A 21,998-nucleotide genomic window follows, 5' to 3' on the forward strand; every position below is an offset into this window, starting at 1 on the left:
GGAAGCAGTTGTAATTAGTTGTAATTGCTATTCCGACTTACATGACCACTGTGCCTGGGGCGGAACGTGGATTCCGTCCTTGGCGCCGCCAGACTTGTTATATAAATTGCAGTACTATATCTATGAGACTGTTTTGCGACATCAATAGATGGTACTATTTTGAAATGTTGCAGTTTTAATAGTGAGACTTGCGCGTAGCATTTGCAAAGGAAGAAAATGCGAACTGCATTTGAAGCGTGGGCGCAGCGTGACGGCCACATTGTGCGGCGAAGAGAAGACAAACCGGACGAGTACCTGATTTTCGAGACCCAGCGCCGCTGGGTCATCTGGCAGGCGGCTCTGACGCATGGCAAGACGGCGGCCAAGCCGCGGGTCAGCGCGGCTGAAAAAGCGGCCAAGGCCCAGCGTGCCCTGGAAATGTCGTCCGATGAAGCGACCGTGCGCAACAAGGTGCTCAATGAGGTGCTCGATGCCTTCAGCGGCGCCGACGGTGCCGCCGGCATGGAAGGCATACTGAAAGTGATCCAGGGCCTGAAGATGAAGCAGAAGGCACTGGCCGACGACAAGAGCGAAGATTCCACGGCTTGAGGGGGCGGCGATGCGTTATCGGCACTACAAGGGCGGCATTTACGAACTGGTGTGCGAAGCCACGCTGGAAGCGGACCTGACGCCGATGATCGTCTATCGCGCCGCCGACGGTTCGATCTGGACCCGGCCGAAAGACGTGTTCTTTCAGCTGATCGAGGTCGAAGGCGTCATGGTGCAGCGTTTTGCCCCCATCAACTGATGGCCGTGTCCGCGCGCGCCTGCAGGCTTACCTCGAAGAGTCACTTCATGCATAAATTGCTGGCCGCTACACTGTTGCTGGGCGCCGCGTGCACCGCGGCGCAGGCGGAAACCATCGGCTCCGTCGATACCGTCTTCAAGCTGATCGGCCCTGACCACAAGATCGTCGTGGAAGCCTACGACGATCCCCGCGTCGGCGGCGTCAGCTGCTATCTGTCGCGCGCCAAGACGGGCGGCATCAAGGGCGCCGTCGGCCTGGCCGAGGACAAGGCCGATGCCGCCGTGGCCTGCCGCCAGGTGGGGCCGCTGCAGTTCAAGGGCAAGCTGCCGCGCCAGGAAGAGGTGTTCACCGAGCGCGCCTCGATCTTCTTCAAGCACGTGCGCGTCGTGCGCATGGTCGACAGCAAGCGCAATGCGCTGGTCTACCTCGTGTATTCCGATCGCCTGATCGAAGGCAGCCCGAAAAACAGCGTGACTGCCGTCGCCGTGCCTGGCGAGCAGCCCATCCCCGTCCGTTAAGCGAGTTCCCATGCGTGGACCATCGTCTGCCGCTCTTGCCGCCAAGGCGCTGCTGCTGTGCGGCCTGGGCGGCTGCGCCACCCTGACGGGAAACAGCGACCAGATGGTGCTGGTGCAAACCATCCAGGATAACCGCGAACTGACGGGCGCCGGCTGCATCCTCAGCAACGACGTGGGCAAGTGGTTCGTCACGACGCCGGGGCGCATCATCATCCGCAAGAGCCGCGAGCCGCTCAAGGTCGATTGCCGCAAGCACGGCTCGCCTGCCATCGCGACGGACGGCAGCATCGATCCCAAGCTCAATGCCAGCATCTGGGGTAATGTCATCCTGACCCTGGGCGTCGGCTATTTCGTCGACCGCAACACGGGCGCCGGCTTCGACTACCCCTCGACCTTGACCATCGTCATGCAGGACCCGGCGCGCCTGGCGCCGCCGCCCGCACCCGTTCCCGCACCGCCGCCGCCCGCCACGCCGGGCGAGGCGACGCCGCAGAGCGTGGTGCAGCCGAAGGTGGCGCCGCTGCCGATACCCGATCCCGTCGTCTACTGATTCATATGCCGCGCATGAAAAAACCGCCATGGTCGCAAGACCTGGCGGTTTTTTTACGGTGTCACGACGCCTGACAAAACCGTCGCGAGCGGGAGCTGGTGGTGGCCGAGAAGCGCAGCTGTACTTCCGGTACAGCGCGCATCGCCGGCCGCCAATAGCCCCGCGCAGCAGGTTTGGTCTGGCGTTTCCTTACACGCGGTTGATCAGGAAAGTCGTCAGCAGGGGTACCGGACGGCCGGTCGCGCCCTTCGCGCCGCCCGATTTCCAGGCCGTGCCGGCGATGTCCAGATGCGCCCAGGTGTACTTCTTGGTGAAGTTTTCCAGGAACGCCGCTGCCGTCACTGAACCGCCGCCTGGCGTGCCGATGTTGGCCAGGTCGGCGAAGTTCGACTTCAGCTGCTCGTTGTACGCCTCTTCGATCGGCATGCGCCATGCCGTGTCGCTGGCTTGCTTGCCCGCTGCCAGCAGTTCATTGGCCAGCTGGTCATGCGCCGCATCGCTGCGCGTAAACAGGCCGCTGTTGTGGTGGCCCAGGGCGATGACGCAAGCGCCCGTCAGCGTGGCGATATCGACCACGGCTGCCGGCTTGAAGCGTTCGGCGTAGGTCAGCGCATCGCACAGCACCAGGCGGCCTTCGGCGTCGGTGTTGAGCACTTCGATGGTCAGACCGTTCATCGAGGTGACGATGTCGCCCGGCTTGGTGGCGCGGCCCGACGGCATGTTTTCGCAGGCGGCGATGACGCCGATGACGTTCAGCTTCAGGTTCATTTCGCCGATGGCGCGGAAGGTGCCCAGCACGGAAGCGGCGCCGCACATGTCGTACTTCATCTCGTCCATGCCAGGACCGGCCTTGATCGAGATGCCGCCCGTGTCGAAGGTGATGCCCTTGCCGACCAGGACGACTGGCGCATCCTTGGCCTTGCCGCCCATGTGTTTCAGGACGATGAACTTCGGCGGCTGCTCGCTGCCGTTGGTGACGGACAGGAAGCTGCCCATTTTCAGCGCTTCGAGCTGCTTGCGGTCCAGTACTTCGACTTCAAACTTGTAATCCTTGGCCAGCTGCTTGGCCGTGTTGGCCAGGTAGGTCGGGTTGGCGATGTTCGCCGGCAGGTCGCCCAGCTTGCGCGTCAGGTCGGAGCCGTTGGCGATGGCGATGGCTTGCGCCAGCGCGCCGCGCGTGGCGGCGGTCGCCGGTGCCGACAGGACGATCTTGCGCACGCCCGCTGGCGCCGGATCTTTTTTGCTTTTTTGCGAGTCGCAGCGGTATTCGCTGTCGTGGGCGGCTTGCACCACGCAACGGATTGCCCAATTTACGTCGCGCTCTTTCACTTCGGCCAGCGGTAATGCGATAATGGCGTCCGCAGCGCCCAGGGAGCCGAAGGCCTTCAGCGCCGCCTGTACACCGGTAGCGAAGCTTTTTTCGCTGACAGTTTCATCGCTGCCCATGCCGACCAGCAGAACGCGTTCGGCGGCAACGCCATCGACTGCGCGCAGCAGCAACGTGCTGCCGGCCTTGCCGCTGATGTCGCCGGACTTCAGCGCAGCCGAAATCGCACCCTTGCTGTCCAGCGATTTTGCCGCTGGCGACAGTTTTTTGTTTTCGAATACCGCAACCGCGATGCATCCGCTTTTGGCCGTGCCGAGGGTGCTCTTGGTATCGAATGCTTTTATGCTAAAGTCCATTTGGTTCTCCGTTTTCATTTACTAGTAACGTGTTACTCAACTAACTGACCCGAATTATAAACTCCGAATGATCTTTCAACGCGCCCTTCGACGTGAATTGGCTAGTGCCGCCGGGGCCACCTTCACTGTTTTGTTCAGCATCCTGCTCACCTGGATGCTGATCGGTATTCTCGGCAAGGCGGCGGGCGGCAAGATCGCGTCGTCGGACGTCATGTCGCTGATGGTCTTTTCCGCCCTGATGCAGCTGCCCACCATCCTCATTCTCACCGGCTTCATCTCGGTGCTGATGGTGGTCACGCGCAGCTACAAGGAGTCGGAGATGGTGGTGTGGTTCGCCTCGGGCCTGAGCCTGTCGCGCTGGATCTGGCCGGTCCTGAGCTTTGGCCTGCCGCTGGTGCTGGCCACGGGTATCCTGAGCCTGTACGCCACGCCGTGGGCGCAGATGAAAAGCGATGAATACGTGGCGCGCTTCGAAAAGCGCGAAGACCTGCAAAAAGTCACGCCGGGCCAGTTCCGCGAATCGGCCGGCAGCAACCGCATCTTCTTCGTCGAGGGCGTCAGCGGCGAGAAGAACGTGGTGCAGAACGTCTTCGTCAACACGGTCGATGAAAAGGGCAGCGCCGTCGTCGTCGTCGCCAAGGAAGGCGTGATCAATACCGACGCCAAGGGCGAACGCTTCCTGGTGCTCAAGAGCGGCCGCCGCTACCAGGGCGTGCCGACGCAGGCCGACTTCCAGACCATGGAATTCGAACAGTACATCATGCGCATCGAGAGCAAGCAGCAGGAGCTGGGGGCGGAACTGGGCGTGCGCGCCATGAGCACGGTGGCGCTGGTGGCCAATCCGAATCCCTACACCATGGCCGAACTGCTGTGGCGCGTGAGTGCGCCGCTGATCGGGCTGATGCTCATCCTGCTGGCCATTCCGCTGGGCTTCGTCAATCCGCGTGCCGGCAGTTCGGCCAACCTGATCGTGGCCCTGCTGATTTTCTTTACCTATAGCAACCTGATCAAGGTCGTCGAAGCCAGCGTGAAACAGGGGCGCATGACGTTTGGCATGGCCTGGTGGCCGCTGCACCTGCTGGCGGCGCTGGCCGTCGTGGCGCTGTTTGCCTGGCGCCTGAATGTCAACCACCGCTATCACCCGCTGGTCCTGCTGGCATCGTTCAAGCGTGCGCGCTGCGCCGGCAAAACAAGTAAAGCGGCATCGAAATGAAGATTTTACAGCGCTATTTTGCCGTCTCGATTTTCCAGGCGGTGTTCTTTGTCCTGCTGGCCTTCCTGGCGCTGCAGGCCTTCATCGACCTGACGGGCGAGCTGCCCAAGGTGGGCAAGAACGGCTACAGCATCCAGTATGCCTTCCTGTACGTGCTGGTGCTGGTGCCGGGCCACGTGTACGAGGTGATGCCCATCGCCGCCCTGATCGGCACCATCTACACGATGGCGCAGTTTGCCGCCAGCTCCGAATTCACCATCATGCGCGCGTCGAGCATGTCGACGGCGATGGCGGCCGGCTTCCTGTTCCGCATCGGCATCGTCTTCGTCGTCATCACCTTCATCTTCGGCGAGTTGATCACGCCGCGCACGGAGACGCTGGCCGAGCGCATCAAGCTGACTTCGCGCGGCGCCGCCGTGTCGAGCGAATTTCGCTCCGGCCTGTGGACCAAGGACATGGTCAAGAGCGATGGCCTGACCGGCAGCGTCACGGGTTCGCGCTTCTTCAATGTGGGCGAGGCGCGGCCGGATGGCCAGCTGAAAAACGTCAAGCTGTATGAATTTGACACCGATATGCGCCTGCGCAGCTTGACGCTGGCCAAGGGAGCTACCTATCAGGGCAATAATATCTGGCGCCTGACCGACGTGACGGAAACCTCGTTCTCGAACAGCGCGGTGGCCACGCCCGGATTCGAGCCGAAGCTGGCCAACTACTATGGCCAGGAAACGAGCATGGTGCGCACGGTGCAAAGCGCCAGCAAGGACATGGTGTCCGAAGTGACGCCGAAGATCCTGACGGTGTCGGCGTCCGATCCCGAACGCATGTCGGCCAGCGAACTGGCCGTGTACACGCGCCACCTGGCCGAGAACAAGCAGGAGACCGAGCGTTTCCGCATCGCCTTCTGGAAAAAGCTGATCGATCCGCTGGCCATCTTCGTACTGATGGCGCTGGCGCTGCCGTTCGCCTACATGCACACGCGCAGCGGCGGCATCAGCCTGAAGATCTTCATCGGCATCATGATCGGCGTGAGCTTCATGCTGGTCAACACCCTGTTCTCGCATCTGGGCCTGCTCAGCACCTGGCCGGCCTTCCTGACGGCCGTGGCGCCGAGTACCCTGTACCTGCTGCTGGCGCTGGGCGCCCTGTGGTGGGTGGAGCGGCACTGATGGAGGCGAACGTGCACCAGGCGCTGGTCCTGTTTGCCCACGGCGCGCGCGCCGCGGCCTGGGCCGCGCCCTTCGAGCGCCTGCGCGAGCTGACGCAGGCGCGCCTGCCCGGCACCGGCGTGCACCTGGCCTTCCTGGAGCTGATGACGCCGCGCCTGCCCGAGCTGGTGCAGTCGCTGCTGGACACCCTGCCTGCGGGCGCCATGCTGGACGTCACCGTGGTGCCCGTATTCCTGGGGCAGGGCGGGCATGTGCTGCGCGACCTGCCCTTGCTGGTGGAAGAGCTGCGCCAGCAGCATCCGCGCTTGCGCCTGAAGGTGGTCGAGGCGGTGGGCGAGAACGCCAGCGTGCTGGCCGCCATCGCCGACTATTGCGTGGCGGCGCCAGGTTCCAGCGCCGCGTCTTGAACGGCGGCGCCAGCGCGACGCCTGCGGCGGGCATCGACATCGTCTACCTGTGGGTCGACGGCGCCGACCCGGCCTGGCGCGCGCGCCGGCAGCAGGCCTACGCGGCGTGGGCGCGGGCGCATCCCGGCCAGCTGGCCCTGCACGGCAACGTGGCGGGACGCTACCGCGACAACGGCGAATTGCGCTACAACCTGCGCGCCCTGGAGCGCTTCTTCCCCGGCCATGGCCATGTCTACCTGCTGACGGACCGGCAAGTGCCGGCCTGGCTGCGCGCCTCACCGCGCCTGACGGTGGTCGATCACGCCAGCCTGATGCCCGGCGCGGCCTTGCCTGTCTTTGACTCCGGTCATATCGAATCGTACCTGCATCATATCCCCGGCCTGTCCGAGCGCTTCCTGTACCTGAACGACGACGTGTTCCTGGGCGCGCCGTTCGAGCCGGCGTTCTGGTTTGGCGAGGGGGAGGGCGCTCACTTGAGCGTTTTCACGGAAAGCGCGCTGCACGATGACTGCGACGGCTTGCGCGCCGACGTGGCGGCGCCCGTCAATTGCGCCACCTTGTCGCGGCAATGGCTGTCGGCGCAGTACGCCGGTTACCGGCACGAGCCGCGCCTGTATGCGCATGCGCCGCGGCCCATGCTGAAAAGCGCGCTGCATGCGCTCGAAGCGCTGGCGCCGGCCATGTTTGCGGGCGTGCGGGCGACGGTATTCCGTTCGTGGCGGGTGCCGGCCCTGCTGCCGGACCTGGTGCCGCGCTGGCTCGTGCACCAGGGGCTGGCGCGCTCGCAGGTGCTCGACCCGCTGCACATCGCCAGCGGCGATGCGCAGGCGCCGCGGCAGCTCGGCGAGCTGGCCGCGCGCTTCGGCAGCCTGCCATTTTTCTGCATCAACGATACCTGCGACGAGGCCGAGGACGACGATCCGCGCCTGCTGCGCGTGGCCGCGACCCTGCAGCGGCTGCTGCCGCTGCCGTCATCCTTCGAACGGGACTAGGCCGGTTTTTTCGTCGGCGCCAGGCTGATATGTGCGGCGGCCCCGCTGTCGGACAGCGACGCGAGGAACAGCAGCAGGTAAGCGCCCAGCTCCAGCACTTCCTCGCCGAGCAGCGCGTAGGCGTCCGGCATGCCGTGAAAGACCTTCTTGTCGAATGGCCAGCCGGCCACCATCAGCAGCCCGCCGATGGCCGTCAGGATGGTGACGCGCATGCTGAAAATCTGCGGCGCCACGGCAAAGACCTTGCGCGCGCGGGGCGCGAAGAAGACCAGCAGGCGTATCAGGATCAGCAGTTCCAACACGCGCAGGGCCTTTTCCGCCTGCGCCCAGGCGGGCGCCGTGCCGAACTGGTCGATGTCCAGTTCCCGCAGCAGGAAGCCGAACAGCAGGGCCGACATGCCGGCATGCATGAGGAAACGCAAGGACTGGCGGTCCCCTTCCTGCCACGCGCGCACGCCGTGCACCGTGCAGGCCAGGGCCAGGAACAGCGCCTGCAGCCATTCGAGCAGGTGGTTTTCGTCGTCGATATCGGGGAACACCGTCCACAGGGCGATGGAGATTGCCATGCTCAGGAGTACGGCGCCGGCGACGCCGGCATTGCTGCGGCTGAGCGAAGTGAGGGCTTCGCGCATGGAAGTGAAATTCATGTATGGGGTACGACGGATCAAGTTGCGCGGCGCGGTATTGCAGCCTGCGGCGCAGCTTTTTTCGGGGATGTCGTACGCGGTGCCCGTCAGCCGGGGGACTGCACGGCACGCGCGATGGTGGGGTGTAGCCTGCGTTTCCTTGCTATCACACAATAACTTCTCGAGAAAAGATGCGGGTGCATCCTATCATGTTTTATCGGAAGACGTCAGTTACTGACTTTAAAGTCGGTAAAATACGCTGTGTTTAATTCAGGCATGGCGGCGCGCCAGTGGCGTGTCCGCCACCTCGGTGGCTTGCTGCGCGCGCGTGGCCATGGCATCGCCCAGCATCACGAGGACGGGACCGTGCGCGTCGCCCAGGCCGTGGGCCAGCGCGCTGAGCGGCAGGCGCACGATGCGCTGGTCGGCCCGGCTGCAGTTTTCGATCACCACCACGGGCGTCTCGGCAGGGCGGCCCTGCGCCAGCAGGCGCTGCGCCGTGACGATGGCTTCGCGTCCGCCCATGTATTGCACCAGCGTATCGCAGTCGGGGATGCGCGTCTGGTCCGGTTCGCCCGGCGCCGTGCTGGAGGTAAAGAAGGCCACGCTGCGCGCCACGCCCCGCTTGGTCAGCGGCTGCTGCGTGGCGGCCGCTGCCGCCAGGGCCGTGGTGATGCCGGGCACCACTTCCACGGCGATGCCCGCTTCTTCCAGTGCCCGCAATTCCTCGTCGGCGCGGCCGAACAGCATGGGGTCGCCCCCTTTCAGGCGCACGACGACGGCATGCTTGCGCGCGTTGTCGACCAGCTGCTTGTTGATGAAGGCTTGCGCCGTGGACAGCTGGCCGCAGCGCTTGCCCACGAGAATCTTTTGCGCCTGCGGACACAGCTCCAGCATCTCGCTGGTCACCAGGGCGTCGTGCAGCACGACGTCCGCCTGCGCCAGCAGGCGCGCGCCGCGCAAGGTCATCAGGTCTTGCGCGCCGGGGCCGGCGCCGACCAGGTAGACCTTGCCGGGGAGAGATGGGGAGCTGTTCATGGTGCTTGCCTTCCTTAGCCGATGCGGATCATGCCGGCCGCGACCGTTTGGTGGGTGACTTCATCGATCAGGATAAACGCGCCCGTGGCGCGGATATCGGCATACGCATCGGCCGCCAGCGCCTGCTGTACGTTCAGGCTGATGCGGGCGATGTCGTTCAGCTTCAGGCCGTCGGCCGGGTGGCGCTGCTGCGTGTTGATGTCGAGAATCGACTCGATCGCCGTCACCTTGGCCGCCGTCTGCTTCGTGCCATGCTTGATCCAGTACTTGCGGCGCAGGTCCAGCCCGTCTTCCGACAGCCAGCACACATCGGCCACCACCTGTTTCAGCAGGGTGGCGGGGCGTTCGGCACTGGCCAGCAGGTCGCCGCGCGAAATGTCCAGGTATTCATTGAGCAGCAGGGTCACGGACTGGCCCACCACGGCCGTCGGCAGCGAGCCGTCCAGGGTGACGATATCTTTCACGGTTGCCGTCTGGCCCGAGGGCTGCACCACCAGGGTGTCGCCGATGCTGACCTTGCCCGCTTCGATGCGGCCCATGTAGCCGCGGAAGTCGTTCGCTTCGTGGCCGTTGTGGCGCGCCACCAGCTGCACGGGGAAGCGGAAGGGCGCGTCGTGCGATTCGTCGTAGACGGACAGCGATTCGAGCAGTTCGATCAGGGTGGGGCCCGTGTACCAGCCCAGCTTCTCGCCCCGTTCGACGACGTTGTCGCCCGTCAATGCCGACAGGGGGATCGGCGTGATGTCCTTCAGACCCAGCGACTGGGCGAATTCGCGGTAGGCGGCGACGATACGGTTGTACACCGTTTCATCGTAATCGACCAGGTCCATCTTGTTGACGGCGACGACCACGTGTTCGATCTGCAGCAGGTGGGCGATGGTCGAGTGACGTTTGGTCTGGATCAACAGTTCCACGCTGCCATCGTCGCCCAGTTTCACTTTCGACACGTCGATCAGGATGATGACGGCGTCGGCCGTGGACGCCCCCGTGACCATGTTGCGCGTGTATTGCTCGTGGCCCGGCGTGTCGGCGATGATGAACTTGCGTTTCGGCGTGGCGAAGTAGCGGTAGGCCACGTCGATGGTGATGCCTTGCTCGCGTTCCGCTTCCAGGCCGTCCGTCAGCAGCGACAGGTCGACCGTGTCGCCCACCGTGCGCTTGTGCTTGGAGCGCGACATGGCGTCGAGCTGGTCGGCGAAGATGCCCTTGCTGTCGAACAACAAACGGCCGATCAGGGTGCTCTTGCCGTCATCGACGGAACCGGCCGTGATAAAGCGCAACATGCCGCGTTCGACGCTGCTGCTGAGATTGGTGTTCTGGATTGCTGCGTTCATTAGAAATACCCTGCTTTCTTGCGTTTTTCCATCGAGGCTTCGGAAGTCTGGTCATCCATGCGGGTGGCGCCCCGCTCCGTGATTTGCGTGATCGCCGTCTCGGCGATGATGGCGTCCACCGTCGCCGCGTCGGACGACACGGGGCAGGTGCACGAGATGTCGCCCACGGTGCGGAAGCGCACGACTTGCGTTTCCACCGTTTCGCCGTCGCGTGGCGGCGTCAGGTCCGTCAGCGGCACCAGCAGGCCGTTGCGCGGGATCACCTGGCGTTCGTGGGCGAAGTAGATCGGCGGCAATTCCAGCTGCTCGCGGGCGATGTATTGCCACACGTCCAGTTCCGTCCAGTTCGAGATGGGGAAGACGCGCATGTTTTCACCGGGATGCACGCGGGTGTTATACAGGTCCCACAGTTCCGGGCGCTGGGCTTTCGGATCCCAGGCGCCGAATTCGTCGCGGAAGGAAAAGATGCGTTCCTTGGCGCGGGCCTTCTCTTCATCGCGGCGGGCGCCGCCGATGCAGGCGTCGAAACCGTGTGCGGCGATGGTTTCGAGCAAGGTCACGGCTTGCGCCGCATTGCGCGAATCCGTCGCCGGGTTGCGCAGGCGCACGGTGCCCCGCGTGATGGAGTCTTCCACGGAGCCGACGATCAGGCGTTCGCCCAGTTGCGCCACCTTTTTATCGCGGAAGGTGATGACTTCCGGGAAGTTGTGGCCCGTGTCGATGTGCACGAGGGGGAATGGAAACTTGCCTGGGCGGAAGGCCTTCTCGGCCAGGCGCAGCAGGACGACGGAATCCTTGCCGCCGGAAAACAGCAGGGCGGGGTTGGCCGATTCGGCCGCCACTTCGCGCATGATGTGGATGGCTTCCGACTCAAGACTGTCGAGGTGGCGCTGGTTCAAAATATTGCTCATATTGGATGCTTTCTTGTTCTGCTGCGTCTGTTATGTCTGTTCAGGCTGCCACGGATTTGATGCGGATCAACTTGCCGTCCACCATATGCAGGCCGCATTCCTTGGAATCGGGATTTTCCCACCACCAGCGTCCGGCGCGCACGTCTTCGCCCGGCTGCACGGCCCGCGTGCACGGTTCGCAGCCGATGGACGGGTAGCCCTGGTCGTGCAGCGCGTTGTACGGCACGTCGTTGGCGCGGATGTAGGCCCACACGTCTTCTTCCGACCAGTCGGCCAGGGGATTGAACTTGGTCATGGCGTGCGCCGCGTCCTCTTCCTGCACGTGCAGTTCCGCGCGCGTGGTGGACTGGGCGCGGCGCTGGCCCGTGACCCAGGCCTTGTTGCCGGCCAGGGCGCGGCCCAGGGGCTCGACCTTGCGGATGCGGCAGCATTCGCGGCGCATCTCGACGCTGTTGTAGAAGGCGTTCAGGCCGTTCTGTTCCACGTAGGCGGCGACGGCTTCCGGCTGCGGGCGGTACAGGACGATGTCGTGGCCGTAATGCGCCTTGACCTTGTCGAGCACGGCCAGGGTTTCCTGGTGCAGCCGGCCCGTTTCCAGGGAAAAGATGCCGATTGGCAGCTTTGCCTTCAGGATCATGTCGGTCAGCACCATGTCTTCGGCTGCCAGGCTGGACGCGAACACGGCCGGCGAAAAGTCCGCAGCGATGCGTGTCAGCGTTTGCTCGGTGGCGTCAATCAAAGAAGTCAAATTGCTCATGGCTGTCTTTCTCAGATGCCGGCCGCGTTGTCGAGGTCGGGATTCTGGCCTACGCGGTGGTGGCGGCGGAACAGCGGCGACTTGTCATCCCACGAAGCCTGGTAGGTTTCCGAAAAGACCGATAAGCCTTTCAGGGCGTCATGGATGCTGCGATCCGGCCGGGTGGCATAGGCGTCGAAGCCGACGCGGTGCATGGAAAACAGCTGGTCGCGCAGCACGTCGCCGATGGCGCGCAATTCCCCACGGAAACCCAGGCGGGCGCGCAGGTTGAAGGCGATGGAATAGCCGCGCCCATCCGTGAATTTCGGGAAATCGACACCGATGACGGGCAGTTGCGCCACGTCGGCCGCCAGTTCTTCCGGGCGCTCGTCGCTGGCCAGCCACACGCCGATGTCGGGCAGGCGGGCGGCCAGGCTTGCGCGCTGGGCTTGCCATACGGTCAGGGGCACGATGACCTTGCCGGCGGGCACGACGACCGTGTCCGGCGCATCGCCCTCATCGAGGCGCAGCAAGCCCCAGGTATTCGGCACCACGGCGGCGTTCTTGATGATTTCTTCGCGTACTTCAAACATATTCGTCTTCTCCCACCAGGTTGCCGACGGTGATCGGCGTTGCATATACGTGTTCCTTGAACGGCGCCAGGCCCAGGCGCTGGGCCGTGTCGACGAAGCGCTCGCCTTCGTGGCGGTCGCGCACGTAGACGTGCAGCAGGCGGCCGATGACTTCCGGCATTTGCAAGGCGGAGAACGATGGTCCGATGATCTTGCCGATGGCGGCGTGGTTGCCCTGCGCGCCGCCGATCGACACTTGATACCATTCGCTGCCATCCTTGTCGACGCCGAGGATGCCGATGCTGCCCACGTGATGGTGGCCGCAGGCATTGATGCAGCCGGAAATATTCAGCTCGATCTCGCCGATGTCGTGCTGGAAGTCGATGCTGTCGAAGCGTTCCGCGATGGCGGCCGCGATCGGCAGGGACTTGGCGTTGGCCAGCGAGCAGAAATCGCCGCCGGGGCAGCAGATCATGTCCGTCAGCAAGCCGATGTTCGGCGTGGCCAGGCCGTGCGCCTTGGCTTCCTGCCACAGTTTAAAGAGTTTCGACTGTTCCACGTCGGCCAGCACCAGATTCTGTTCATGCGTCACGCGCAGTTCGCCAAAGCTGTAGCGGTCGGCCAGGTCGGCCACGAAGTCGATCTGCTCGGCCGTCGCGTCGCCCGGCGGCACGCCCGTCTTCTTCAGCGACAGCACGACGGCCACGTAGCCGGGGCGCTGGTGCGGCTTGACGTTGCGCGCCAGCCAGTTCACATAGGCCTTGTTGTCCGCATGCTCCGCCTGGTAGTCGAATTCCGGCAGGGCGGCATAGGCGGGCGGATTGAAGAAGTCCGCCACGCGCTGCATTTCCTCGGTCGTCAGGGTTTCCGGACCATCCTTCAGGTCCACCCATTCCGCTTCCACCTGGCGCGTGAATTCTTCCACGCCGATGGCTTTCAGCAGGATCTTGATGCGCGCCTTGTATTTGTTGTCGCGGCGGCCATGCAGGTTGTACACGCGCATGATGGCCTGGATGTACGTCAGCAAGTGCTGCCATGGCAGGAATTCGCGCACCACGCTGCCCAGGATGGGGGTGCGGCCCATGCCGCCGCCCGCCATCACCTTGAAGCCCACTTCGCCCGCTGCGTTGCGCACGGCCGTCAAGCCGATGTCATGCACGGCGATGGCGGCGCGGTCTTCCACGGCGCCATTGATGGCCACCTTGAATTTGCGCGGCAGGGCGATGAATTCCGGGTGGAAGGTGCTCCACTGGCGCAGCACTTCCGCGTACGGGCGCGGATCGATGATTTCATCGGCGGCGACGCCGGCGTACGGGTCCGATGTTGTATTACGGATACAGTTGCCCGAAGTCTGGATCGCGTGCATTTCCACGGATGCCAGGTCGGTGAGGATATCGGGGGTCTGTTCCAGCTCGATCCAGTTGAACTGGATGTTCTGGCGCGTCGTGAAGTGGCCGTAGCCGCGGTCGTACTTGCGCGCGATGTGCGCGAACATGCGCATCTGCTTCGACGACAGCAAGCCGTAAGGCACGGCGATGCGCAGCATGTAGGCGTGGCGTTGCATGTACAGGCCGTTTTGCAGGCGCAGCGGAATGAATTCCTCTTCCGTCAGCTCATTGGCGATACGGCGCGCAACCTGGTCTCGGTACTGGGCGATGCGTTCTTTGATGATGAGGTGGTCGTACTGATCGTAATGGTACATATCAATTCCTAAAAAAGCCGGGGTGCTGGAAGATTGCCTGGGATTATGTTCTTGATACTGTTCGTGTTACTTGTTCGGTCAATTAATAGATTAGCTTTACTGCCACGCCGGTCAAGGTCATCGCCAGCAGGACTCTTAAAAACTTTTCCGGCACGGAGCGCGCCACCCAGGAGCCCAGGGTGATGCCGGGCAAGGAGCCGACCAGCAGGGAGGCCAGCAATTCCCAGTGGATGGAGCCGAGCCACCAGTGGCCCAGGGCGGCGATGGCCGTCAGGGGCACGGCGTAGGCGATATCGGTGCCCGCCACTTCGGCCGACGTCATGCGTGGATACAGCATCACCAGCAGGGTGGCGCCGATGGCGCCGGCGCCGATCGAGGAGACCGTCACCAGCACGCCCAGCACGGCGCCGGCGATGATGGTGGCGGCGGAAAGCTTGTTGCCTTGCAATTGTTTCTCAGGGTGGGCATTGATCCAGGCCAGCATGCGGCCCTTGAAGATCAGCGCCACGACGGTCAGCAGCACGGAAGCGGCGATGGAATAGCGGATGATCTGGCCGATTTCCGGCGACAGGGTGCCGAACGATTTCAGCGCCAGGGTCGAGACGACGGCGGCGGGCAGGGCGCCGATGCACAGGCGCTTGACGATATCCCAGCGGATGGTGCCGCGCAGGCGGTGGGTCAGGGTGCCGGCGCTCTTGGTGATCGAGGCGAAGGCCAGGTCGGTGCCCACGGCCACGGAGGGCGGCACGCCAAACAGCAGGGTTAACAGGGGCGTCATCAGCGAACCGCCGCCCACGCCGGTCATTCCTACGAGTAATCCTACGGCAAATCCTGAGACTATATAAGACAAAGTCATGCTTTCACCCCCAAAGTACCCGCAATAGTAATAAACTTGGCGTTTAATCCAAACTACTAAGTACGCATTTGCTTATATGCGATATGCGTATATGCATGAACGTAAAATCATGGGTGGGGCGGAACTTCGGCAAATCACGGCAATCTAGGGCAAAACCAGCAATGAATCTCCATCAACTGCGCTTCGTGCGCGAAGCGGTCCGGCAGAATTACAACCTGACGGACGCCGCCAAGGCCTTGTTTACGTCGCAACCGGGCGTGTCGAAGGCCATCATCGAGCTGGAAGAGGAACTGGGCGTGGATATCTTCACGCGCCACGGCAAGCGCATCCGCGGCTTGACGGAGCCGGGCCGCCTGGTGCTGGAGTCCGTCGAACTGATCATGCAGGAAATCGACAGCATGAAGCGCATCGGCAAGGAATTCGCGGCGCAGGACAGCGGCAGCTTTACCATTGCCACCACGCATACGCAGGCGCGCTACACCTTGCCCAAGGTGGTGCAAGCCTTCATGCTGAAGTTCCCGAAGGTAAGATTGTCATTGCTGCAAGGAAATCCCCGCCAGATCGCCGAAATGGTGCAGCGCGACCAGGCCGACCTGGCCATCGCCACGGAATCGATCGCCGCCATCGATGGCCTGATCACCTTGCCCTGCTATCAATGGGAGCACGTGGTGGTGGTGCCCGTCGACCATCCGCTGCTCAAGTCGAAGTCCGTGACCCTGGAAGAAATTGCCGCCTTCCCCCTGATTACCTATGACAGTGCGTTTGCCGGACGCAACAAGATCGACCACGCTTTCGTGCTGCGGGGCCTGAAACCGGACGTCCTGCTCGAGGCCATCGACGCGGACGTGATCAAGACTTATGTCGAGTTGGGCATGGGGATTGGTATCATAGCGGGTATGGCCTTCGATGCCGAGCGCGACAAAGGCTTGCGCGCCATCCCTGTCGGGCACCTGTTCGGCATGAATGTGTCGCGCGTGGCCGTCAAGCAGGGCGCGTATTTGCGCAGCTATATTTATACCTTTATCGAGTTGCTCACGCCGACCCTGAACCGCAAGCTCATCGAGCAGGCGATGAGCGGCGAGAAAGAGCACTACGAACTATAACAATGCAGGACACGGGCGGGCGATGTGCCTGGCCCAGCTTATTTACGAAGAGAAGAAACACATGATTACCGATCAGCTTGCCAAATATTACGCCACCATCGCGCAGCAGTACGAGCGCGTCTATGACAAGCCCGAACGCCAGGAAGACCTGGAAGTATTGCGCGACAAGGTCGCCGACGCGCTGGAAGGCCATACCGTGCTGGAGCTGGCCTGCGGCACCGGTTACTGGACGGAAGTGATCGCCGAGACGGCCGAGTCCGTGCTGGCGACCGACATCAACGATGAAATGCTGGCGCTGGCCCAGGCCCGCGGCTTGCCGGACAACGTCACCTTCGCCAAGCTCGACGCGTTTAACTTGCCCGATGACCTGCTGGGCAAGTTCACGGCCGTGTTCGCCGGTTTCTGGTGGTCGCACGTGAAGCGCGAAGACCAGGACAAATACCTGAAGCAGTTGCGCACGAAGCTGGGCAAGGACATCCTGCTGGTGCTGATCGACAATTCCTATGTCGACGGCAGCAGCACCGTGATCGCGCGCACCGACCTGGAAGGCAATACCCACCAGTTCCGCACGACGGAGGGGGGCGAGCGCTATGAAGTGCTGAAGAATTTCCCATCGGATAGCCACCTGCGCAAGAAGTTTGCCCACTCGGCCCGTGAAATCCGCATGAAGCGCCTGGAATACTACTGGCTGCTGAGCTGCCGCCTGAAGTAAGCGGCCGTGCTGCAAGAAGAACCGCCTGCGGGCGGTTTTTTTTCGTCTGTTGTTTTTATGTAACACGGTGTTGTGCCAAAAAGCAACATCTTGTCGATGTCATATTGTTGAAGTATTTGGTTGGCATGATTCGGTTCAGCAGCTAAGCAGCACATCTTGTCCAACCTAATGTAGAGAATCTCAAGTGAAAAAAATTACTCTGGCAGCATTGATCATCGGCGCCTTCGCGGCAGCCACGGCACAAGCACAATCGAACGTCACCGTCTACGGCGTGGTCGATCTGGGCATTGCCAAGACCACTGGCGGTGCGTTGCTGGAACGTGAAAATCAGGCGTCGCGCCTTGGTTTCAAGGGCACGGAAGATCTGGGTAACGGCTTGAAAGCCATTTTCAACCTGGAAAGCGAATTCAAGGCTGACACCGGCGCGCAAGCGACCGCGAACACCCTGTTCGATCGCCAGGCATGGGTCGGCCTGACCGGCGACTTCGGTACCGTCTACCTGGGCCGCACCAAGGACCTGATCGACGGCACCCTGGCCCGCGTCGATCCTTTCAACACCTACGGCGTGATCGGCAAGATCAATGAGCCAGTCATGCGCGGCGGCCAGTCGCCAAACGGCGCACAAGCCATTCCTAGCGCATCGGTGGTGGGCGTATCGCGCGTCAGCAATGCCGTGACCTACAACAGCCCGTCGTTCAGCGGTTTCGTGGTCAGCGGCCAATACGTTGCCAGCGAAATCAAGGATGCCGATTCGGGCTTCAGCGTCGTTGCCACGTATGACCAGGGTCCAGCCAGCGCGCACGCCGGCTACCAGAAGAAAGTGCAGTCCGTTGCCAACGCAGCGGCTGAACCAAAACTGTGGATCGTTGGCGGTGGCTACAAATTCGGCCCGGCCAAAGTCACCTTCGATTACTCGAAAGCCGATACCGACGTCGCTGCCACTGGCGAATTCAAGAGCTACCTGCTGGGCCTGGCCTATGACATCGGCGGCGGCGCCATCAAGGTCAGCTACGTGAAACAGAAGCAAGACAGCAACACCGTGAGCGGCAAGGAAACGGCCAAGGCCTACGGCCTGGGCTACGACTACCCGCTGTCGAAGCGTACCGCCGTGTACGTCTACGGTGGCCGCGACCAGTTCAGCGAAAAATCGATGTACCAGCTGGGCATGACCCACAAGTTCTAAGCACGTTTTTTGCCAAGACCAAGGGCGCCTGCGGGCGCCTTTTTTTATGGCAGGGCTGTTTCCATCACTTCCGCCTGCATGGGCAGCGAAATTTCGATGCGTGTTCCGCCCAGTTCGCTGTCGGCGCCGATATGGATGCTGCCATTCAAGCCCCACACCCGTTCGCGCATGCCCAGCAAGCCCAGGGCCGTGGCCTTTTCCAGGTCGCGCTCGGCGATGCCGCGCCCGTCATCCTGGATGGTGATCGCCAGCGAGGAGTCGATGCGGTGCAGGGCGATGGTGATGTGGCTGGCCTCGGCGTGGCGCGCGATATTCGTCAGCGCCTCCTGCACGATGCGGTAGATGGCCGTGCTGCGCGCATCGTCGAGCACCAGGTCGGCTTCGTCGGCCAGCAAGTCAAAATGCACGGTGCGGCGCTGCAGGAAATCGTGGCGCAGCTTTTGCAGGGCGAAATACAGTCCCCCTTCATCGAGCGCGCGCGGGCGCAGGTTGCTGGCGATGCGGCGCAGCGACGTGATGGCCGTTACCAGCAAGCCATCCATGCCCTGCAGCAGTGCCTGCAGGGGCAAGGTCGTGTCCGTGTGCTGGCGCACGAGGGTCAGGTCGACGCGCAAGGTGGCCAGCAACTGGCCCAGGTCGTCGTGTAGCTCGCGCGCGATATGCTTGCGTTCCTCTTCGCGGATGGATTGCAGCGCGCTCGACAGTTCACGCAGTTGCGAAAAGGAGCGGGCCAGCTGTTCATGCACCTGCTTGCGCGCGCTGATGTCGCGCACGATGATGGTAAACACGCTGCGGCCATCTTCCTGCATGGCCGAGAGCGACCCTTCGAGCGGAAACATGGCGCCATCGCTGCGCCGGCCCGTCAGCGTGTAGTCGGTGGCGCGCCGGCCCGTCAGGCGCAGTTCCTGGCTGATGTCATCGAAGGGCGGATCGCCATCGTGCTTGCCCAGGCTGCGTAAGTCGCGCAGGATGTAGTGGCCCAGGCGCATGCCGCGCATGCCGGCCGGCGTGTCGCCGAACAGCCTGGCCGCGGCGGCGTTGGCATGCAGGATGAGTTGCCGGCTGTCGATGCTGATGATGGCATCGCTGGCGCTGTCAATGATGGCCTGGCCGCGCGCCTGTCTTTGCCGGCTGGCTTTCAGGGGAGGAAACAGGCACAGCAGGAGCGCCGCCGCCATGCCCAGAGGCAGCATGCGCAGCAATGTGGAGCTGCCTCGGTCGGGCATGGGTTTCTCCTTGCGAACGTGAACGAAGGCAGGGCGGCAATGGCGGACGGGACTTTCTGTAGCCTATGCCTGCTGGCGCAGCGTGGCTTGATGTGGCGCAGGAAGGGGGAAGGAAGAGATCAAAGGCGCCGCGCCGGCGAGGGCCGGGCGGCGGTGCGCGATTACATTTGCTTGAACAGGTGCAGGAAGCTGCGGCTCACTTCGAGCTTGTCGGACTTGCCCTTGATGAGCACCAGATGGCGGCCGCGGATGTCGCGCGTCACGCCTTCGATGGCATTCACGTTGACCAGGGTGGCGCGGTGGATTTGCCAGAACAGCGAAGGATCGAGTTCTTCGGCCAGGTCGCGCACGGGCTTGCGGATCAAGGCTTCGTACTTGGCCGTCTGCACGCAGGTATATTTTTCATCCGAGCGGAAGAACAGGATCTCTTCCACGGGGATCATGCGCAAGTCCTGGCCGATGCTGGCCTGTATCCATTGCAGGTAGGCGGGCTTGGCCGTGATCTTTTCCGCCAGCTGCGACAGCATGGCCGTGACGCTGCTGTTGACGTCCAGCGCCGGCTTGTTCAGATGGGTTTTCAGGCGCTCCACCGTCACCAGCAGGCGTTCATGCTCGGGCGGCTTGAGCACGTAATCGACGGCGCCCCGCTCGAACGCCTCGACGGCGTGGGTGTCATAGGCCGTGACGAAGACGATGTGGGTCTTGCCGCCGATCACCTGGGCCGCTTCCATGCCCGTCTTGCCCGGCATGCGGATATCGAGGAAGGCAAAGTCCGGCTTCAGTTGTTCCACCAGTTCGATCGCTTCGTCGCCATTCTTGGCTTCGCCGATGATTTCCAGTTCGGGCCAGGCCTGGCCCAGGCGCAGGCGCAGCTGGTCGCGCATCAGTCTTTCGTCGTCGGCAATAATAGCGGTAGGCATAGGTCTCAAGTGTGAACAGGCGAAGATTGATTATTCAATGATTTGGCGTTTTTATCAACTGCCGAATTGATACACCTTATTTGGACAGCTGATACGGCACTTCGATCACGGCGCACACGCCACTGGGTTGATTTGGCGTAATGGTCAGGCTGCCCTGGTCGCCATGCAGCAGCTTCAGCCGCTCGCGGATGGTGGGCAAGCCCAGGCCCGTGCCATCGCTGGGCACGACGCCAAAGCCCAGGCCGTCATCGGTGACGGTGACGCGCAGTTTGCTGTGTGCCACTTCCGCCACGATGCGCAGGGTGCCGCCCTCCGGCTTGACTTCCAGGCCATGTTTGATGGCATTTTCCACCATCGATTGCAGCATCATGGGTGGGAAGGCGGCGCTGCGCAGGCCGTCGGGAATCTGGAAGTCGACGGTCAGGCGCTCTTCCATGCGCATCTTCAGCAGGTTCAAGTACGCCTGCACCATGTCCGCCTCGCGGCCCAGATTGGTGATCAGGGCGTTGTCGCGCATTTGCGGCAGCACGGCGCGCAGGTACTGGATCAGGCTGCGCTGCATCTTGGCGGCGCGCGGCGGATCGACCTGGATCAAATGCTCGACGGAAGCGAGGGTGTTGAACAGGAAGTGCGGCTCGACTTGCGCCTGCATCATCTGCATCTTCGCTTCGCTGAGCTGGCGCTGCATGGATTCGCGCTCTGCCGCCTCGTTCGCCGTGACCGTTTCCGCTTCGGCGCGTTTCTTGCCGCCGACGAGGGCCTTCATGGCGAACAGGGCCAGGACCAGCAGCGAGACAAAGCTCTTGAACCACGTGGAAGCCTGCTGGTGGTAGCGCGACACTTTTTGCTCTGCTGCATCATCGACGGCTTCCTCGATGGCATTCGACAGCTCTTCGCCGATTTGCGGCGGCAGTTCGATGTGGACTTCTTCCCCGGAAGCATTGGTCGTCACCGGATAACTGGGCTTGGCCGGCGCCGCAGGGGCGGCAGGCGGCTCGGGCGGTTCCGGCGGCACGGTATTTGCGTGCTCGTCCGTCTCGGCGGTATCGGACGGTTCGCTGGCCGCGTCGGCCGTGCTGCTGCTGCGCCGGTTCTTGCTGTTGCGGGGATTGAAGTGGATGCCCGTATCGTCGATCAGGATATTCGTGTCCCCCGTGCCCTTGCTGGCCCGCTTGTGGGACTTGATGACGACTTCCTCGTTCGGGCTGGAGGAGAACAGCTCATCTTGCAGAATCGAGCCGGCGATCAGGGCCAGTGCGGCAAACAGGAAAAACTTCCACCAGGAGAGCTGGGTGACCCAGGTCGTGGTCGCGTCGAATGCCCGTTGCAACCAGGCGAGGATGGTTTTCAACAGTTGCGGCAGGTCGGAAATCGGGAGCATGTGGACGCTTTCAAATACAAGATACAAGAGTTAATCGACGCGGCGGACAAGTTTAACCTGTTGTTGCGCCGTGTCAGAGTCTGATGTTGCCACTGTGCCTAAAGCGATGGCGCGATGCCAGCCGATTGCGACAGGCTGCACAAATGGGCGCTTGAAGTGAAGGGCGGGCTTGCTGGTCGGTGGGGCGCTCGTGCATGCCTGGGAAATTAATCCTTGCGGCGCATGCAGGGCAGGGCTATAATTCGCCCCCTCGCTGAACGACGCATGCAGATGCCGAGTAAATCAGGGTGAAAAAAGAAGGTTGACGAAACGAGCTAAACGCTTCATACTCTTTCTTCTTCGCAGCTGACAAACACAACGCTTTGTCGATAGCGCGAAAGCA

General features: G+C 62.7%; 23 protein-coding genes. 11 read left to right on the plus strand and 12 right to left on the minus strand.

The features are described 5' to 3' along the window. Nucleotides 1-216 precede the first annotated feature (216 nt). Genes EBS11_RS17205 through EBS11_RS17220 form a run of 4 tightly spaced genes read left to right on the plus strand, consistent with a single transcriptional unit; the run spans nucleotide 217 to nucleotide 1,855 of the window. Nucleotides 217-588: a hypothetical protein gene (locus EBS11_RS17205; protein WP_096234395.1), complete on the plus strand. Its 372-nt coding sequence runs from the start codon at nucleotides 217-219 to the stop codon at nucleotides 586-588. 10 nt (nucleotides 589-598) lie between these two features. After that, a complete protein-coding gene (locus tag EBS11_RS17210; protein WP_034782199.1) occupies nucleotides 599-787 on the plus strand; it encodes a DUF1653 domain-containing protein in 189 nt (62 codons plus the stop codon). A gap of 47 nt (nucleotides 788-834) precedes the next feature. Beyond that, nucleotides 835-1,305 (plus strand): CreA family protein, encoded by a 471-nt coding sequence (locus tag EBS11_RS17215; RefSeq protein ID WP_290604728.1) that lies wholly within the window; start codon nucleotides 835-837, stop codon nucleotides 1,303-1,305. Nucleotides 1,306-1,315: 10 nt separating this feature from the next. Next, entirely contained in the window at nucleotides 1,316-1,855 is a 540-nt protein-coding gene (locus EBS11_RS17220) for a hypothetical protein (protein ID WP_290604729.1), read from the plus strand. A gap of 189 nt (nucleotides 1,856-2,044) precedes the next feature. On the opposite strand, the gene EBS11_RS17225 is transcribed toward EBS11_RS17220, so the two are convergent. After that, nucleotides 2,045-3,538: a leucyl aminopeptidase gene (locus EBS11_RS17225; RefSeq protein ID WP_290604730.1), complete on the minus strand. Its 1,494-nt coding sequence runs from the start codon at nucleotides 3,536-3,538 to the stop codon at nucleotides 2,045-2,047. A 67-nt stretch (nucleotides 3,539-3,605) separates the two neighbouring features. Between EBS11_RS17225 and lptF the strand changes: the two genes are divergently transcribed. Genes lptF through EBS11_RS17245 form a run of 4 tightly spaced genes read left to right on the plus strand, consistent with a single transcriptional unit; the run spans nucleotide 3,606 to nucleotide 7,316 of the window. Beyond that, the gene (gene lptF, locus EBS11_RS17230) at nucleotides 3,606-4,751 is read left to right on the plus strand and encodes an LPS export ABC transporter permease LptF (protein ID WP_290604731.1); all 1,146 of its coding nucleotides are present in this window, start codon (nucleotides 3,606-3,608) and stop codon (nucleotides 4,749-4,751) included. Continuing rightward, nucleotides 4,748-5,917: an LPS export ABC transporter permease LptG gene (gene lptG / locus EBS11_RS17235; protein ID WP_290604732.1), complete on the plus strand. Its 1,170-nt coding sequence runs from the start codon at nucleotides 4,748-4,750 to the stop codon at nucleotides 5,915-5,917. The genes lptF and lptG overlap by 4 nt, the downstream gene beginning before the upstream one ends. Then, nucleotides 5,917-6,324 (plus strand): CbiX/SirB N-terminal domain-containing protein, encoded by a 408-nt coding sequence (locus EBS11_RS17240; RefSeq protein WP_290604733.1) that lies wholly within the window; start codon nucleotides 5,917-5,919, stop codon nucleotides 6,322-6,324. The genes lptG and EBS11_RS17240 overlap by 1 nt, the downstream gene beginning before the upstream one ends. Then, nucleotides 6,321-7,316, plus strand: a complete 996-nt coding sequence (locus tag EBS11_RS17245; protein ID WP_290604734.1) for a Stealth CR1 domain-containing protein — start codon at nucleotides 6,321-6,323, stop codon at nucleotides 7,314-7,316. The genes EBS11_RS17240 and EBS11_RS17245 overlap by 4 nt, the downstream gene beginning before the upstream one ends. On the opposite strand, the gene EBS11_RS17250 is transcribed toward EBS11_RS17245, so the two are convergent. The 8 genes from EBS11_RS17250 to EBS11_RS17285 all read right to left on the minus strand — a co-directional run bounded on the left by EBS11_RS17250 (nucleotide 7,313) and on the right by EBS11_RS17285 (nucleotide 15,091). After that, a complete protein-coding gene (locus tag EBS11_RS17250) occupies nucleotides 7,313-7,963 on the minus strand; it encodes a hypothetical protein (RefSeq protein WP_290604735.1) in 651 nt (216 codons plus the stop codon). The two genes, EBS11_RS17245 and EBS11_RS17250, sit on opposite strands and share 4 nt — an antisense overlap. A gap of 249 nt (nucleotides 7,964-8,212) precedes the next feature. After that, complete coding sequence (gene cobA / locus EBS11_RS17255) at nucleotides 8,213-8,980, minus strand: uroporphyrinogen-III C-methyltransferase (protein WP_290604736.1); 768 nt, start codon at nucleotides 8,978-8,980, stop codon at nucleotides 8,213-8,215. A 14-nt stretch (nucleotides 8,981-8,994) separates the two neighbouring features. After that, a complete protein-coding gene (locus EBS11_RS17260) occupies nucleotides 8,995-10,314 on the minus strand; it encodes a GTP-binding protein (protein WP_290604737.1) in 1,320 nt (439 codons plus the stop codon). Next, entirely contained in the window at nucleotides 10,314-11,225 is a 912-nt protein-coding gene (cysD, locus tag EBS11_RS17265) for a sulfate adenylyltransferase subunit CysD (RefSeq protein ID WP_290604738.1), read from the minus strand. The genes EBS11_RS17260 and cysD overlap by 1 nt, the downstream gene beginning before the upstream one ends. A gap of 40 nt (nucleotides 11,226-11,265) precedes the next feature. After that, nucleotides 11,266-11,982 carry a phosphoadenylyl-sulfate reductase gene (locus tag EBS11_RS17270; protein ID WP_290604739.1) on the minus strand — a complete coding sequence of 239 codons (717 nt, stop codon included), beginning with the start codon at nucleotides 11,980-11,982 and terminating at the stop codon, nucleotides 11,266-11,268. An 11-nt stretch (nucleotides 11,983-11,993) separates the two neighbouring features. After that, nucleotides 11,994-12,554 carry a DUF934 domain-containing protein gene (locus tag EBS11_RS17275; protein ID WP_290604740.1) on the minus strand — a complete coding sequence of 187 codons (561 nt, stop codon included), beginning with the start codon at nucleotides 12,552-12,554 and terminating at the stop codon, nucleotides 11,994-11,996. After that, a complete protein-coding gene (locus tag EBS11_RS17280; RefSeq protein ID WP_290604741.1) occupies nucleotides 12,547-14,235 on the minus strand; it encodes a nitrite/sulfite reductase in 1,689 nt (562 codons plus the stop codon). Before EBS11_RS17280 ends, EBS11_RS17275 begins: the two co-directional genes overlap by 8 nt. Nucleotides 14,236-14,317: 82 nt before the next feature. Continuing rightward, nucleotides 14,318-15,091 (minus strand): sulfite exporter TauE/SafE family protein, encoded by a 774-nt coding sequence (locus EBS11_RS17285; RefSeq protein ID WP_290604742.1) that lies wholly within the window; start codon nucleotides 15,089-15,091, stop codon nucleotides 14,318-14,320. A 161-nt stretch (nucleotides 15,092-15,252) separates the two neighbouring features. On the opposite strand from EBS11_RS17285, the gene EBS11_RS17290 reads away from it, so the two are divergent. The 3 genes from EBS11_RS17290 to EBS11_RS17300 all read left to right on the plus strand — a co-directional run bounded on the left by EBS11_RS17290 (nucleotide 15,253) and on the right by EBS11_RS17300 (nucleotide 18,089). Further along, entirely contained in the window at nucleotides 15,253-16,194 is a 942-nt protein-coding gene (locus EBS11_RS17290) for a CysB family HTH-type transcriptional regulator (RefSeq protein WP_290604743.1), read from the plus strand. Nucleotides 16,195-16,255: 61 nt separating this feature from the next. Then, a complete protein-coding gene (locus EBS11_RS17295) occupies nucleotides 16,256-16,906 on the plus strand; it encodes a class I SAM-dependent methyltransferase (RefSeq protein WP_290604744.1) in 651 nt (216 codons plus the stop codon). Between the two features lie 184 nt (nucleotides 16,907-17,090). Then, the gene (locus EBS11_RS17300; RefSeq protein WP_290604745.1) at nucleotides 17,091-18,089 is read left to right on the plus strand and encodes a porin; all 999 of its coding nucleotides are present in this window, start codon (nucleotides 17,091-17,093) and stop codon (nucleotides 18,087-18,089) included. A gap of 44 nt (nucleotides 18,090-18,133) precedes the next feature. Here the strand turns inward: EBS11_RS17300 and EBS11_RS17305 are convergent, their stop codons facing one another. The 3 genes from EBS11_RS17305 to EBS11_RS17315 form a co-directional block, all read right to left on the minus strand. Then, nucleotides 18,134-19,315 (minus strand): PAS domain-containing sensor histidine kinase, encoded by a 1,182-nt coding sequence (locus tag EBS11_RS17305; protein WP_290604746.1) that lies wholly within the window; start codon nucleotides 19,313-19,315, stop codon nucleotides 18,134-18,136. Nucleotides 19,316-19,476: 161 nt separating this feature from the next. Continuing rightward, nucleotides 19,477-20,235 carry a LytTR family DNA-binding domain-containing protein gene (locus EBS11_RS17310; protein ID WP_290604747.1) on the minus strand — a complete coding sequence of 253 codons (759 nt, stop codon included), beginning with the start codon at nucleotides 20,233-20,235 and terminating at the stop codon, nucleotides 19,477-19,479. Between the two features lie 76 nt (nucleotides 20,236-20,311). Further along, nucleotides 20,312-21,616, minus strand: coding sequence for a histidine kinase (locus EBS11_RS17315; protein ID WP_290604748.1), 1,305 nt, complete (start codon nucleotides 21,614-21,616; stop codon nucleotides 20,312-20,314). Nucleotides 21,617-21,998: the final 382 nt, after the last annotated feature.

The sequence above is a fragment of the Janthinobacterium sp. genome, from assembly GCF_009923995.1.
In the GTDB taxonomy this organism is placed as follows: domain Bacteria; phylum Pseudomonadota; class Gammaproteobacteria; order Burkholderiales; family Burkholderiaceae_D; genus Janthinobacterium.

Coding starts and splice junctions, on each gene's coding strand:
- EBS11_RS17205 (WP_096234395.1), top strand. CDS start 217: ATGCGAACTGCATTTGAAGCGTGGGCGCAGCGTGACGGCCACATTGTG.
- EBS11_RS17210 (WP_034782199.1), top strand. CDS start 599: ATGCGTTATCGGCACTACAAGGGCGGCATTTACGAACTGGTGTGCGAA.
- EBS11_RS17215 (WP_290604728.1), top strand. CDS start 835: ATGCATAAATTGCTGGCCGCTACACTGTTGCTGGGCGCCGCGTGCACC.
- EBS11_RS17220 (WP_290604729.1), top strand. CDS start 1,316: ATGCGTGGACCATCGTCTGCCGCTCTTGCCGCCAAGGCGCTGCTGCTG.
- EBS11_RS17225 (WP_290604730.1), bottom strand. CDS start 3,538: ATGGACTTTAGCATAAAAGCATTCGATACCAAGAGCACCCTCGGCACG.
- lptF (WP_290604731.1), top strand. CDS start 3,606: ATGATCTTTCAACGCGCCCTTCGACGTGAATTGGCTAGTGCCGCCGGG.
- lptG (WP_290604732.1), top strand. CDS start 4,748: ATGAAGATTTTACAGCGCTATTTTGCCGTCTCGATTTTCCAGGCGGTG.
- EBS11_RS17240 (WP_290604733.1), top strand. CDS start 5,917: ATGGAGGCGAACGTGCACCAGGCGCTGGTCCTGTTTGCCCACGGCGCG.
- EBS11_RS17250 (WP_290604735.1), bottom strand. CDS start 7,963: ATGAATTTCACTTCCATGCGCGAAGCCCTCACTTCGCTCAGCCGCAGC.
- cobA (WP_290604736.1), bottom strand. CDS start 8,980: ATGAACAGCTCCCCATCTCTCCCCGGCAAGGTCTACCTGGTCGGCGCC.
- EBS11_RS17260 (WP_290604737.1), bottom strand. CDS start 10,314: ATGAACGCAGCAATCCAGAACACCAATCTCAGCAGCAGCGTCGAACGC.
- cysD (WP_290604738.1), bottom strand. CDS start 11,225: ATGAGCAATATTTTGAACCAGCGCCACCTCGACAGTCTTGAGTCGGAA.
- EBS11_RS17270 (WP_290604739.1), bottom strand. CDS start 11,982: ATGAGCAATTTGACTTCTTTGATTGACGCCACCGAGCAAACGCTGACA.
- EBS11_RS17275 (WP_290604740.1), bottom strand. CDS start 12,554: ATGTTTGAAGTACGCGAAGAAATCATCAAGAACGCCGCCGTGGTGCCG.
- EBS11_RS17280 (WP_290604741.1), bottom strand. CDS start 14,235: ATGTACCATTACGATCAGTACGACCACCTCATCATCAAAGAACGCATC.
- EBS11_RS17285 (WP_290604742.1), bottom strand. CDS start 15,091: ATGACTTTGTCTTATATAGTCTCAGGATTTGCCGTAGGATTACTCGTA.
- EBS11_RS17290 (WP_290604743.1), top strand. CDS start 15,253: ATGAATCTCCATCAACTGCGCTTCGTGCGCGAAGCGGTCCGGCAGAAT.
- EBS11_RS17295 (WP_290604744.1), top strand. CDS start 16,256: ATGATTACCGATCAGCTTGCCAAATATTACGCCACCATCGCGCAGCAG.
- EBS11_RS17305 (WP_290604746.1), bottom strand. CDS start 19,315: ATGCCCGACCGAGGCAGCTCCACATTGCTGCGCATGCTGCCTCTGGGC.
- EBS11_RS17310 (WP_290604747.1), bottom strand. CDS start 20,235: ATGCCTACCGCTATTATTGCCGACGACGAAAGACTGATGCGCGACCAG.
- EBS11_RS17315 (WP_290604748.1), bottom strand. CDS start 21,616: ATGCTCCCGATTTCCGACCTGCCGCAACTGTTGAAAACCATCCTCGCC.